Genomic DNA, 13,387 nt, shown 5'->3' on the forward strand with positions numbered 1-13,387 from the left:
GTGGTCGAGGTTACGAATAGCGATAGCTGGAGTAGTCATAATGATCTACCTGCAAAAAGTAGTAATAGATCAGAATGACCGATCGCCGTCAAGTTTTTTAAATCGAAAATTAGGTGCGGAATGACGGGTTATCAGTAATCACTAACTTGGCCAACTCATCTTTATAGACTTTAATATAGTTTTTTGGAAATAAAGATAAAATTTTCTTCTCTATTACAATAGGAACATCATTATGATCTTTATTTTGTGAGTAGTCTAATGATAGGCTGAACCTTTCCGCGCAACATTCTATTAAACATGAAAATTGTTCAAGCAGCCCATAAATAGCATGATATCCAGCAAGTTCAACTTTTTGCACTGACTCATGACAATAAACTTTTGACCTACAATATGATTTAAGAATATCAAGAATCTTTCCAGCAGATGAATTACTTGGAATAATAGATATCAAAGTCCCACTAAGAATACTCTCATGATTCTCTATATATTGAGATACACAATAATTGACTAAAACTCTATTTAGTGAGGTTCTAAAGTCAGTGTAAGTGAACTCATCTTTATTGGCCCTACATCCTGACTTTGCAAATACCAAAATTTCATTAATGCTATTTGTTACGTCACATTTTTTTTCTAACAAAGAATAATAACTATACCATTCATCATAGATTTCATTAAATGCAAGAGATTTTTCAAGTAATCCTTTTTCTATAGAGTCCTCTAAATCACTGATACAATATGCAATATCATCTGCAGCCTCCATAATATATGCAAGTGGAAATCGCTGCGGTTTTGAATAATTAAATTCCTTCCAGATATCTGATACAATATTTGCCTCAGTACTAAAATAACCACATTTTTTTAAAAATGGAGAGTTTAAATCACCATTTGGAATTGAAAGATTTGACCTAACATATTTTAGATAAGACGCCAATGTTGTTTTGGTTAAATTAAGACCGAACTCATCAGAGTTACGTTGCAATCTAGTCACCACTCGCAAACCTTGAGGATTACCATCAAACTCCAAAAAATCAGCAAGAGCGTTTACGATCCTTGGGTCATCATGCCCTAAAGCTCCTGATTTCCCAGCACTACAAGCTTGAATAATTTTATCGCAACCCTTAGTTCTGAACCATTCCGATATAGCCGCTTCACCAAAATGACCAAATGGAGGGTTACCTATATCATGCATTAAACATGCGGTTTCAACAAATGTGACCAAAGCGGAACATTCATCTTTTGTTGCCCACTCTAAATTAATTAACTTTATACTAAGCTGGTCTGCGATATATCTGCCCATTTGCGATACTTCAAGAGAATGGGTTAATCTACTTCTCACAGCTGCATTTGGTTCCATAGAAAAAACTTGGGCTTTCTGTTGCAATCGGCGGAATGCAGCACAGAATAGTAATCTCCCTCGATCACTTTCAGCCTCAGATATAATATTTCTATCCGAAACGGATGATGTCCTAAACCTCTCGAATGATAACAATTTTGTATATAAATTATCCATTTCAATCCACTTATCACTAGTTAATTATAATTTTTTATTAGCTTCATATTTAACACAGACTATTCTTTTGTAACAATAAAGTGAAGTTGCATATCATAAATAGATTATAATTTTAGCGAGTTTACCAAGACATTCACTGTTAAATAGTCTCAATTCTGAGCCAAAATGCTCCCCTCAAAGGCTAGACTTCCGCACAAAAACATCACGTGAATGGCAGCCGAAAAATCCGAAACTATTAAAAGTAAAAGAGTTTTTTAAGACACCCATTGTGTAATTTTAGAAAGATAGAATGTTAGTGCTCTTTTTAAATACTAGCAAACAACACTAAAACTTCAGAAGTTCACCTTCCCTGCGAAGTTGCTGAAGGGCGTTGAAGAAAATCGCGTGACGCAGACAGGACGTCTGCGTAGCTTTCGGGGGGAAGGGACGCCCCATCGGAAGCGTTAGCGATTTTCGAATAAGCACGAAGCCACTAACTAATGCATGTAACTTCGCTAGGGGCGGCAAGGGAGATCCAAGAGGGAATTGCTGTTGATCCCCTCTTGGTCGGGTGTGGGGTGAAGCCCCACGACTTTGCTTTAAAATAATTGCACCTGATTAGGTATTCAAAGAAGTTAAGCAATCCCAAATCACAACTATAAAAACGTCCCCCCTGTAAAGCTACCTTCAGATTGATCCCAATCCCCCATTTAACCGTAACCCTAAATTGAAAATTGTCATTCAACGAGTCCACTTAATGCAATTACAGCAATTCCATACCGTCAGGTTAATTTTAGGCGATCAACTCAATGCCCAGCATTCTTGGTTTAACCGAGTTGATGAGCAAGTGCTGTATGTGATTGCAGAACTGCACCAAGAAAACACTTATGTGACGCATCATGTGCAAAAAATATGTGCCTTCTTTGCGGCAATGGCGCAATTTGCCCAAGAGCTGCGGGCGCAAGGGCACCAAGTGCTCTATCTCACCCTTGATGACACCTTCAATAACACTCAGGGCTATAGCGATCTACTGGGGCTCATTCAACATCAAGTGACGCTGGTTGGCGCAATAAAGTTTGAATACCAAAGGCCAGATGAATACCGCCTGCTTGAGCAATTGAGTCAGCTTAAGCTCAACACCGCCGTGGTGAACTGTGTCGATACAGAGCATTTTATCTTGCCGTTTGACGAAATCGATGCGCAGTTCCCCGTCGGAAAACACATTATGATGGAGCACTTTTATCGCCGTATGCGTAAACGCTTCAACATCTTGATGCAAGACGGAAAGCCACTCGGTGGGCAATGGAACTTTGATGCCAGCAACCGTCAAAAGCTTAAAACTCAGGATATAAAAGTCTTGCCTGAGCCATTAATGTTTAGCCTCGATGTAACTGAAATTCTCGCTAGGCTTGAGCGTCACCAAATCCCGACCATGGGTCGCATTGATGCGTTATTGCTGTGGCCGATAAACCGTGCGCAAAGCCTCGAGCTATTAACGTATTTTTGTCAGGTTTGCTTGCCTTCCTTTGGCCGCTTTCAAGATGCCATGACAGCGCAACATCCCGCCAAGTGGAGCTTGTACCATAGTCGGCTATCATTCAGCCTTAACAGTAAATTAATCAGCCCGTTAGAAGTCATCAATGCGGCTATCGACAGTTATCAAACAAATGCTGAAATTGATATCGCCCAAGTCGAGGGATTTGTGCGACAGATATTAGGTTGGCGAGAATACGTTCGCGGCATTTACTGGGCCAATATGCCGCAGTACGCCAGCACTAACGCGCTCGATGCCCATGGGACGCTGCCCGATTATTTTTGGCATGGCGACACTAAGATGAACTGCATGCGACAAGCGTTATCCCAATCATTAGATTTTGCCTACGCCCATCATATTCAGCGTTTAATGGTGATCGGCAATTTCTGTTTATTAACCGAAATCGAGCCAAATCAAGTCGATGAGTGGTATTTAGGCGTATATGTTGACGCCATCGAATGGGTTGAAATGCCCAACACTCGCGGCATGGCCTTGTTTGCCGACGGCGGTATTGTCGGTACAAAACCCTACGCAGCCAGCGGTTCCTACATCAATAAAATGAGTGATTACTGCAGCGGGTGTCATTACAAGATAAAAGAGCGCAGCGGCGCACTTGCCTGCCCGTTCAATAGCTTTTATTGGCGCTTTATGGACAAACACCGCGCTCGATTGTCGCAGAACCCAAGGATCGGCATGCTATACCAAACTTGGGACAAAATGGACGAGTCCGTAAGGCACGCCATATTAGCCACGGCCGAACACAATCTTGTTCATCTAAACCGTTTATAGCTGAACCATTAGCACTGAATGTTAGTGCTTAGCATTTGTACTGATTGTTAGTACTTAGCATTAGTGGGCCTAAGCGTGACTCTTGGATATAGAGAGTTTGATATGAAACGTTTGATATAGAGATTTGGATAGGGAGAATTTGCCATGAAAGTACTTCTCGTCGGTGGAAGTGGGGGGATTGGCAGAGCCATGGTTAAGCAAGTCCAAGAGGCATATCCCGACGCAACCGTGCACGCCACCTACAGGCATCATCTTCCACAAGACAGGCAGAATAATATCCAATGGCATCAGTTAGATGTGACCAATGAGGCCGAAATTAAACAGCTGAGTGAACAACTCACTGAATTAGATTGGCTGATTAACTGTGTCGGGATTTTGCACACCCAAGATAAAGGGCCAGAAAAAAGCCTACAGTCACTGGATATCGACTTTTTCCAGCACAATTTAACGCTCAATACCCTGCCCAGCGTCATGCTGGCGAAGCACTTCTGCCATGCCTTAAAACAAAGTGACTCGGCAAGATTTGCCGTGATATCGGCAAAAGTCGGCAGCATTACCGATAATAGATTAGGTGGCTGGTACAGCTATCGCGCCTCAAAAGCCGCGCTGAATATGTTTCTCAAAACACTGTCGATTGAGTGGCAACGGAACATGAAACACTGCGTGGTGTTATCCCTGCATCCGGGCACCACAGATACGCCATTATCTCAACCCTTTCAACAGAGTGTCCCCAAAGACAAACTGTTTACACCTGAGTATGTCGCCAACTGTTTGCTACCTATCATTGCTAATGCCACTCCGGTACAAACAGGGTGCTTTTTCGCCTACGATGGCACTGAGTTACCTTGGTGAAATAAGCTGAACAGTGAGTCAAGCCATAGCGACGCGGGCGGGCTCTTGCAACGTACATATTTCAAAGGCCATCTTTCAAATGGCCCTTGCAAAGTGCATTTTTCAAAATGAATCCGGCAAAGCGACGGATCTTTGCCCTTAAAAAAGGGTTATGCCCAAGAGTACCGCTAATCCTTAAATCTACCCACTTAAAAATCACCCACCTAGAAACACCCCGCTTAACCTCGCCAACAGTTCCAGCCTAAACCAATGAAAATTCATCAATAAAGCACTTTTTACAACTCACAAAGCCCGCCATTTGACTAGGCTAAATCGCTATTACCCAAAAGTCCTAATTCAAATTTAAAAGCACCTAAATGAATGCTGAAGATAGTTCCTTTGTACGATTGTTAACACTTTTACATTTAAATAACATCTAGAGTCATGCGGTTATTCACACTTTGCACAGAATAAAAATCTGAGAATTTCCGCCTGAGCAACAGCTCATTCTATTCGGCCATGGCAGAGGGATGCCGACGACCCTGTAGAAATTACAATAAAAAAACGCTCGCCCGAGCCAGTTAAGCAGTATGGCATTCCAACGTTAATGACAAACGGAAAAAGGATTTTAAGCATGATGCTAAACAAAAAACTGTCGCTACTCTTCATTGCTGTGTCGGCCACGTTAGGCACATCAGCATTTGCTGCTGATGTTGTCGATGTCGGCACACTCAGAAGCGCGTCTTCAAGCAATAACTTAGTGTCTCAGTTCAACTTAGACGCAGGTAGCCAACTCAAAGTCGAGAAAAAACTCGACCTAGGTCAAGGCAAGCAAAAGCAACGTTTACAACAATATTTCCATGACGTGCCTGTTTATGGTTTCTCTGTTGCAACGTCACAATCGAGCATGGGCTTCTACAGCGACATGTCTGGCCGCGTATTAAAAAATATTGAAAAGTCGGCTGATTTTGTCAAACCCACTTTAACGGCTAACAAAGCGTTAGACATTGCCATTCGTGGCAAGTCAGAGAAAGCTGTTGCCGGCCTAAAAGCTGAAAACAAACAAGCAAAATTATGGCTTTACCTGGATGATGCGGCTAAAACTCGCCTCGTTTATGTGACGTCTTTTGTGGTATATGGCGATGAGCCAAGCCGTCCATTCACTATGATTGACGCGCACTCAGGTGAAGTGCTCAAGCGTTGGGAAGGGATTAACCACGCCGCGAGCGGTACAGGTCCTGGCGGTAACATCAAGACTGGCCAATACGAATACGGTACGGATTTTTCTTACTTAGACGTTGAAGTGAGCGGTGACACCTGCACCATGAACTCACCTAACGTGAAAACCGTTAACTTAAACGGTGCCACATCAGGCGCAACAGCCTTCTCTTATACTTGCCCACGCAATACAGTTAAAGAGATCAACGGTGCTTACTCGCCATTAAACGATGCGCACTATTTTGGTAACGTGATCTACAACATGTATAGCGAGTGGTACAACACTGCGCCGTTAACTTTCCAATTAACCATGCGGGTTCACTACAGCAGCAACTATGAAAACGCCTTCTGGGACGGCAGTGCTATGACCTTCGGTGATGGCGCAACGACCTTCTATCCATTAGTGAGCTTAGATGTCTCGGCACACGAAGTGAGCCATGGTTTCACTGAGCAAAACTCAGGTCTGATTTACGATGCTCAATCTGGTGGCATGAACGAAGCCTTCTCAGATATGGCGGGTGAAGCTGCTGAATTTTACATGCACGGCACGAACGACTGGTTAGTCGGCGCAGATATCTTTAAAGGCAATGGCGCACTGCGTTACATGGCAGATCCAACCTTAGACGGTATCTCAATCGGCCATATCGACGATTACTATGATGGCATCGACGTACACCACAGTTCAGGTGTATTCAATAAAGCCTTCTACACACTCGCAAACTTACCGGGCTGGGATACACGCACTGCATTCCAAACATTTGTGGTCGCTAACCAATTATATTGGACAGCTGACAGCTTGTTCTGGCAAGGCGCTTGTGGCGTTAAATCTGCGGCGACTGACTTAGGCTTAAGTGCTGATGATGTGGTTACTGCGTTTGCCGCTGTGGGTATCACACCTTGTGAAACGCCACCACCACCGCCACCACCAGAAGCTACTGAACTCGCGAACGGTGTCGCTGTGACGGGTTTAGCGGGCGCATCTGGTAGCAAACAATACTACAAACTCGACGTAGCAAGCGGTGCAACCAACCTGAGCTTTAATATGTCAGGCGGCACGGGTGATGCGGACATGTATGTTAAATTCGGCCAAGCTCCTACCTCTAGTAGCTATGATTGCCGTCCATACAAAGCCGGTAATGCCGAAAGCTGCCCTATCGATCCAGCCCAAACGGGGACTTATTGGGTCATGGTCAGTGGCTATAGCAGCTACACAGGTGTGAGCCTAGTGGGTGCTTATGACGGTGGCGATGAGATACCAAACCAAGATCCAACAGCGGGCTTTACGGCAAGCTTTGCCAACGGTAACGGTAGCTTCACTAGCACCAGTACTGACAGCGATGGTGATGTCGTTGCATGGAGCTGGAGCTTCGGTGATGGCACAACTGCTTCAGGCGCAAGTGTAAATCATCAGTATGCTCAGTCAGGCAACTACACAGTGACACTGACAGTGACTGACAACGATGGCGCAACAGCAAGCACTTCTGAAGAATTTGCAGTTGAAGTGCCAGAAGTGGCGTTAGAAATGACAGTGAAAAACGCTAATAAATCTCGTCGCGGCAGCATTCGTGTTGCACTCGCATGGGAAGGCCATAACGCTGATGAGTACACTATCTTCCGTAACGGCGTTGCGGTAGGTACTTCAAGCAATTCATCGTTTATTGACCGTTTCACCGACCTAGCTGGCACTAGCTTCAGCTATAAAGTGTGTGAAACTAACGGCCCTTGCTCAAACGAAGAAACCGTTAACTTTTAATCGCATAAGATAATCGTATCGTGGCGCTAGCGTAAAATCCTAGCGCCAATTTATCGATAAACTTCTCGTTTCTTGTTAATGCCACTCAGCCTTTTTTGAGTGGCATTTTTTATGCTCAAATGCGGCGCACTAAGCCGGCCTCAATCCCGTTAGTATCCTTATTTCATGTGCTTGAGTCAGCTTCACTGGCCAGCATGCGAGAATAAAGCGTTACTTCAAATGGCCACTTTCACCCACAGGCTTCTTGAGTAACTTACGTTGTAAGGTGCGGCGATGCATCCCGAGTTGGCGGGCGGTAGCGGACACATTGCTTTAGTTGCTTTAGTTACTTCAAATGGCCACTTTCACCCACAGGTTTTTTGAGTAACTTACGTTGTAAGGTGCGACGATGCATCCCGAGTTGTCGGGCGGTGGCGGACACATTGCCTTAGTTACTTCAAATGGCCACTTTCACCCACAGGTTTTTTGAGTAACTTACGTTGTAAGGTGCGGCGATGCATTCCGAGTTGGCGGGCGGTGGCGGACACATTTCCTTGGTTAGCATTGAGCACTTGCTGAATATGTTCCCACTCCAAACGCTTAGGATTAAGGGGCGAGTCATCGACTTCATCTTCTTGAAGGGTATGAGAATGCCCTTCCATTTCCAGCGCGGCGAGCAAGGTTTGAGTATCGACAGGTTTAGCTAAATAATTGTCGGCGCCGAGGCGAATCGCTTCCACCGCAGTGGCAATACTGGCGTAGCCGGTGAGCAACACCATGGTCACCTTAGGCAGTAGATTACGTAGCGGCACAATTAACCCTAAGCCATTGGCTTCGGCAAGCTTCATGTCCAACAAAATGTGGCTAGGGCGAAACTCCCGCGCCACCAGCAGAGCATCGCTGGCATCATGGGTTAAGCGGCACTCAAAGCCGTGGCGCGTGAGCCGTCGGCCTAAAATACTCGCCAGAGAAAGGTCATCCTCGACGATTAACAAACGTTTCATGATCTGACTCCGTCAGCGGCCTTAGTCTTGGGCGATAACGATGCCGCTTTGTCCTTTAGAATCGTAAAGCGAATTTGTGCCACAGTACCGCCTTGGGGATGATTGGCCAGAATCAATTCTGCGCCCAAACGCTCTAGGCTGGCATGACTGAGTAGCAGCGCAACACCTAACCCCTTGGGACTCTCAATTAATAAGGTGCCCAATTGCGGCAATAAAGAGGGCGCGATACCAGGGCCATAATCACGGATCTGCAAATAGATTTGAGCTTCACTTGGCGCGATATCTAAGCTGATATCCACCTGCGGCGCACCTAGGGTTTCGACACTGGCGCGGGCGGCATTCTCAATCAAAGCCATGATCGCAGGCGTTAGACTCATATCGGTCAGAATGCTTTGTTCTGCCAACTGTTCAGGCGCACAGGTAAACAGCCAGTTCAGTTCGGTCTGCGGCATGAGCAGCAAGGTTTTCTGCTTTAAACCGTCCACCAGCTCAGCGATCTTTTGTGGCCGCTGGCGGCGATCGCGGATCGACTCCGTCGCTAATCGCAGCTCGGTGAGTGTATGTTCACAGCGGCCTAACGCAGTCTCCATCTCCACAATCGTTATCGAAGTGCCGCTCATATCTTCTTTGACTTCATCGAGTAACAACCTCAGGCTCGAAAGCGGTGTGGCCAATTGATGTGCCATCTGCGCCGATGCCGTACCTAGGGCCAAGAGTTGTTCCTGACGTAATTGTCCTTCGCGCATATAAGCTAGCTGCGCGTCTTGGCGGCGCATACGTTTAGTGATTAACGCCACGCTGGTTGTCATCACCAAAGCTGAAATCACAAAGTTAAACCACATGCCTAAATAGTGGGAGCTCATGTCCATACCGTGGTGCTGCATGGGGGATTCGGACACAGTAAAAATCATCAGGCTGTAGGCTAAGGTTGAAATAGCCGTCAGTGCCCAAGGCGACCAGATTGGCAAAGTCACAGCCGCAAGTGCAATCGGCAGCAGTAATAACGAGATAAACGCATTAGTCGCGCCGCCGGAAAAGTGCAGCCAAGAGATCCAAAACAGTGTGTCTAAACTGAGCGCGATAAAGAGGCCACGCTCCTTGGCAAACAAGGGCTTACGCAGTGCCAATGTGAGTGACAGGTATAACACCTCCAGCACTAACACATGCACTAACGGCTCCATTTGCAGGCTAAGACCAAAGGTATCGGCGGCAAACATGGTTAAGCCAATTTGCAGCAGCAATCCTAAGGTTCGCAGTAATGCGACTTGGTCGGCGGCCTGTAGACTGGTCCCTAAGATCTTAGCCATAGCGATTCCTACAGTGTGAGTCCGAGTGCGGCCAGTGCGCCACTCGATTGCGTTAATGCTTGGCGAGCGCCAGTGGCGAAATCAATGTCAGTACGAATACCGAGCGTCGCTAAACGTGCACAACTCAAGCTACAGTCCCTTGGCCGTTTGGCATTATCCGTAGGTGTCGACTCAGGCGTTAAGTGCGCCGTACTGAGTTGGAGAATATCCCCAAGAGTCAGTAGCATCTGATACTTAGTCATAGTCTCTGCGGCGCTAAAGTGATAAATCCCCTGCACGATAGGTGCTTCAATATGCTGTGCGATCATCTTGTCTATGGCTTTGGCAATATCGGCGGTCGAGGTTGGACTACGGACCGCCCAATGATCGACACCCTGAGCCCGACTTTCAATCAATTGGTTAACCAACACTAACACTGCCGACTCACTCAGCTTCTCTACTTGGCCGTAAAGGATTGGCAAGCGTAGCACGGCAAAATCAGCGCTCGTGTTGAGCACGATTTCTTCGCCCTTTAGCTTAGATTCACCATAAAAATTAACCGGATGAGTGGCGGCATCTTCGGCGTATTTAGGCTGAGTACCATCGAACACATAGTCGGTGGAGATATAGATAAGCCAAGCGTTATTGGCCTTGGCTGCCATAGCGAGGGCTTGGCTAGCAGTTAAGTTAAGTGCCAATGCCGCCTGCGGATTTTGCTCCGACACATCGGGGCGACGCTCGGCGGCGCAGTGCACTATGACTTGCGGTTGCTCGCTGGCGATAAATGCCTCGACAGCCAAAGGGGCAGTCAGATCGAGTTTATGCACTCGCTCACTTGCGCGGCTAAAACCTGTGGCCACAACCTCATGTCCCGTTAATTCAAGCTGTTTTACAACAGCTCGGCCGAGTAGCCCAGTCGCGCCAGTTACCATGATCTTAGCCATATTGCCCCATTCAGTTTCAACTCATGTGTATGGCTGACAATTCTAAAAGCTTTTCATATTCAACGCACTTGTTTACTCTTTTAAACCAAACTTACTTAGGGTTAACTCACTTGAGATTAACCTAAGCACCAATAGGCTGAATTTGAGTCCGACACTTCCTCTGATATTGGCAGGCCCTATGCTGCGCCACTGCGATGCCACCAATTTTACCTTGTGGTTTGTGAGTCGTAAGCCATTAACTGAGCTTACGTTGCGTCTAGGGGAACATGAGTTTCCGTTGCAGGATGCCGATGTGCACTATGTGCCGCTCGGGCAGCACGCCCATCAATATCTAATCATACTGTCGCGACCAGAGTTACTCACGCCTAATCGAGTCATGAGCTACCAAGTGTCCGCCGCCCAACATGGGGATATTTTTGCCGCTATCAGTCAGCTGAACTATGGCGATGCCTCATCGCCAAGTGTGCGTTTTACCCCAGAATTAACCCAAGTATTCCATGGTTCTTGCCGCAATCCGCATCACCACAGTGACGATGCGCTCGTCGCCGCCGATACCCATTTAGCCAAGAGAATCGACACGGGTGTAGCGGACGATCGCCCCGCACTTATCGTGATGAGTGGCGATCAAGTGTATATCGATGATGTTGCGGGACCTATGTTAAACGCCATAGGACAAGTCATTGACTTGCTTGGCCTTCAGCATGAGCAATTTGAAGGGGCGAACATAGCCAGTAGTGAAGCACTGCATTATCAGCCCGCCGATTTATATCAGCGCCATAAAAATCTGCTGCCGCACACTCAATATCCAGCAAAAACCGCGCTATGGCGTTGGTATCGCAATCATCCGATTTTCACTTCCTCCATCGCCGAGAATCATCTCGTCAGTCTGAATGAAATCATCGCCTTGTATTTACTCACTTGGTCGCCCGAGCTGTGGGAATTGGTCAATATACCCAAGGATGTCGATGGCTTAACACCCGCCAATAGCGCCCGCTGGCAAAATGAGTGGCAACACTTGCTCGGCTTTAAAGCTGGGCTGACGCAGGTGAGGCGCTTTATGGCGCACATTCCCGTTTATATGATGTTTGATGATCACGATGTTACCGACGACTGGAACCTGACCGCTAAATGGGAACTCGCAGCCTACGAGCATGCATTTTCAAAACGCATTATTGGTAATGCACTAATTGGCTATACCTTGTTCCAAGGACTTGGCAATGCACCCGATAAATTTGTTGATGAAATCCGCCCGCTGCTCGATGCTTTTTTTGCACAGCCACAGAGTGAAAGTCAGGATCTGCTCATCGACGAATTACTTAAATTTGAGCAATGGCATTACACCTTAGCGACCTCGCCCAAACTTGTGGTGCTCGATACCCGCACCCGCCGCTGGCGCAGTGAATCCAATCTCGCAAAACCTTCCGGCTTAATGGATTGGGAGGCGTTAATGGATTTGCAGCAAGAATTGCTCGGCCAGTCGAAGGTCATTATCGTCTCGCCTGCCCCTATGTTTGGGGTCAAACTGATTGAGGCTGTGCAGCGTACAGCCACGCTGATGGGCGCTTCTTTGTTGGTGGACGCCGAAAACTGGATGGCCCACCCCGGTGCCGCCAATGCACTACTGAGTATTTTTATGCACCGTAAAACCCCTGAGGAATTTGTGATCCTCTCCGGCGATGTGCATTACTCCTTTAGTTACGACATTAGTATTCGCTTTAGGCGCAGCAGTCCTAACATCTACCAAATCACCTGCAGCGGCATTAAAAATCACTTCCCCGAGAAGTTGTTACCGATTTTCGATAAACTCAACGGTTGGTTTTACGGCCACTTTTCGCCACTGAATTTACTGACAAAACGAAAACGTATGTCGCTGCGCGGTAGACGACCGAATGGTGCACCAAGCAAACGTTTAGTGAATAAAAGCGGTATTGGGATTTTGGAACTTGCGGATGATGGTGCGCCAACAAAAATTGCTGTTTTACATGGTGATATGAGCGAAACCTTGTTCGAACCTCCCAAACAGGAATAACAAATTAAACGGGTTTATTATGTTTAACCGTCTCAGGCTGAGTGGCGCCCGAACCCGAATCCAGCGGTGGAATATTTTTAGATAATACCTCATCGGTTTCGACTTTCTTCGGCTGTACTTGATTGAAAATCAACGCCTCTGACTGCGGCTTACCTGCTGATATCTCATGTACCATTTGATCCCAAATCACCTTCGAGTCTTGGTCCACATCATCAGCCTCAACGGCCGATGCAGCAGACGAGCTCGGTTTCTTCGGTTCAATCACCGCAGCCCCCTTACGGATTTCAGCGGCAATATCCTTCAAATAAGGTTGTTTCGTCCAGTCGCCAACAAACATGGCTGCCACTAATACCGCAGCGCAAAGTAAGATAGAGATCATCGCAGATTTGGTCATAATGGACTTCCTTCAAACAATCGTAATATGGCTCCCTATGGCAGAGACTCAGATACTGCAGCTTGTATTCATACCATCACAGGGCCAAGCGCACAATTGCACCCGATCATTTCCTTCAAGCAGACTGGAAATAATGC

The 13,387-nt window shown here is 46.5% G+C and carries 9 protein-coding genes and 1 pseudogene; 4 read left to right on the forward strand and 6 right to left on the reverse strand.

Annotated features, from left to right (window positions below; genetic code table 11):
* Positions 1-109 precede the first annotated feature (109 nt).
* Positions 110-1,510 carry a dGTPase gene (dgt, locus tag MO387_RS18965; RefSeq protein ID WP_242326456.1) on the reverse strand — a complete coding sequence of 467 codons (1,401 nt, stop codon included), beginning with the start codon at positions 1,508-1,510 and terminating at the stop codon, positions 110-112.
* Positions 1,511-2,246: 736 nt separating this feature from the next.
* On the opposite strand from dgt, the gene MO387_RS18970 reads away from it, so the two are divergent.
* The 3 genes from MO387_RS18970 (at position 2,247) to MO387_RS18980 (ending at position 7,614) form a co-directional block, all read left to right on the forward strand.
* Positions 2,247-3,812 (forward strand): cryptochrome/photolyase family protein, encoded by a 1,566-nt coding sequence (locus tag MO387_RS18970; RefSeq protein WP_107946413.1) that lies wholly within the window; start codon positions 2,247-2,249, stop codon positions 3,810-3,812.
* A gap of 144 nt (positions 3,813-3,956) precedes the next feature.
* Positions 3,957-4,664 carry an SDR family oxidoreductase gene (locus MO387_RS18975; RefSeq protein ID WP_107946412.1) on the forward strand — a complete coding sequence of 236 codons (708 nt, stop codon included), beginning with the start codon at positions 3,957-3,959 and terminating at the stop codon, positions 4,662-4,664.
* A gap of 613 nt (positions 4,665-5,277) precedes the next feature.
* Positions 5,278-7,614 (forward strand): M4 family metallopeptidase, encoded by a 2,337-nt coding sequence (locus tag MO387_RS18980; protein WP_063883303.1) that lies wholly within the window; start codon positions 5,278-5,280, stop codon positions 7,612-7,614.
* Positions 7,615-7,824: 210 nt separating this feature from the next.
* Here the strand turns inward: MO387_RS18980 and MO387_RS18985 are convergent.
* From MO387_RS18985 to MO387_RS19005, 4 genes and pseudogenes are all read right to left on the reverse strand, one after another.
* Positions 7,825-7,941: pseudogene (locus MO387_RS18985) on the reverse strand (helix-turn-helix domain-containing protein); the annotation flags it as partial.
* 104 nt (positions 7,942-8,045) lie between these two features.
* Complete coding sequence (locus tag MO387_RS18995) at positions 8,046-8,597, reverse strand: response regulator (RefSeq protein WP_011847973.1); 552 nt, start codon at positions 8,595-8,597, stop codon at positions 8,046-8,048.
* A complete protein-coding gene (locus tag MO387_RS19000) occupies positions 8,594-9,904 on the reverse strand; it encodes a HAMP domain-containing sensor histidine kinase (protein WP_107946411.1) in 1,311 nt (436 codons plus the stop codon). Before MO387_RS19000 ends, MO387_RS18995 begins: the two co-directional genes overlap by 4 nt.
* 8 nt (positions 9,905-9,912) lie before the next feature.
* Positions 9,913-10,827: an SDR family oxidoreductase gene (locus tag MO387_RS19005; RefSeq protein WP_107946410.1), complete on the reverse strand. Its 915-nt coding sequence runs from the start codon at positions 10,825-10,827 to the stop codon at positions 9,913-9,915.
* A gap of 178 nt (positions 10,828-11,005) precedes the next feature.
* On the opposite strand from MO387_RS19005, the gene MO387_RS19010 reads away from it, so the two are divergent.
* Positions 11,006-12,856, forward strand: coding sequence for an alkaline phosphatase D family protein (locus tag MO387_RS19010; protein WP_107946409.1), 1,851 nt, complete (start codon positions 11,006-11,008; stop codon positions 12,854-12,856).
* A gap of 4 nt (positions 12,857-12,860) precedes the next feature.
* Here MO387_RS19010 and MO387_RS19015 read toward each other — a convergent pair whose 3' ends face one another.
* Positions 12,861-13,250 carry a hypothetical protein gene (locus tag MO387_RS19015; protein WP_107946408.1) on the reverse strand — a complete coding sequence of 130 codons (390 nt, stop codon included), beginning with the start codon at positions 13,248-13,250 and terminating at the stop codon, positions 12,861-12,863.
* Positions 13,251-13,387 lie beyond the last annotated feature (137 nt).

Origin of the sequence: Shewanella sp. N2AIL (genome assembly GCF_022690845.1) — a bacterium.
Taxonomy (GTDB): Bacteria; Pseudomonadota; Gammaproteobacteria; order Enterobacterales; family Shewanellaceae; genus Shewanella; species Shewanella baltica.

Coding starts and splice junctions, on each gene's coding strand:
- MO387_RS19010 (WP_107946409.1), top strand. CDS start 11,006: ATGCTGCGCCACTGCGATGCCACCAATTTTACCTTGTGGTTTGTGAGT.
- MO387_RS18995 (WP_011847973.1), bottom strand. CDS start 8,597: ATGAAACGTTTGTTAATCGTCGAGGATGACCTTTCTCTGGCGAGTATT.
- MO387_RS19015 (WP_107946408.1), bottom strand. CDS start 13,250: ATGACCAAATCTGCGATGATCTCTATCTTACTTTGCGCTGCGGTATTA.
- dgt (WP_242326456.1), bottom strand. CDS start 1,510: ATGGATAATTTATATACAAAATTGTTATCATTCGAGAGGTTTAGGACA.
- MO387_RS18970 (WP_107946413.1), top strand. CDS start 2,247: ATGCAATTACAGCAATTCCATACCGTCAGGTTAATTTTAGGCGATCAA.
- MO387_RS18975 (WP_107946412.1), top strand. CDS start 3,957: ATGAAAGTACTTCTCGTCGGTGGAAGTGGGGGGATTGGCAGAGCCATG.
- MO387_RS19000 (WP_107946411.1), bottom strand. CDS start 9,904: ATGGCTAAGATCTTAGGGACCAGTCTACAGGCCGCCGACCAAGTCGCA.
- MO387_RS18980 (WP_063883303.1), top strand. CDS start 5,278: ATGATGCTAAACAAAAAACTGTCGCTACTCTTCATTGCTGTGTCGGCC.
- MO387_RS19005 (WP_107946410.1), bottom strand. CDS start 10,827: ATGGCTAAGATCATGGTAACTGGCGCGACTGGGCTACTCGGCCGAGCT.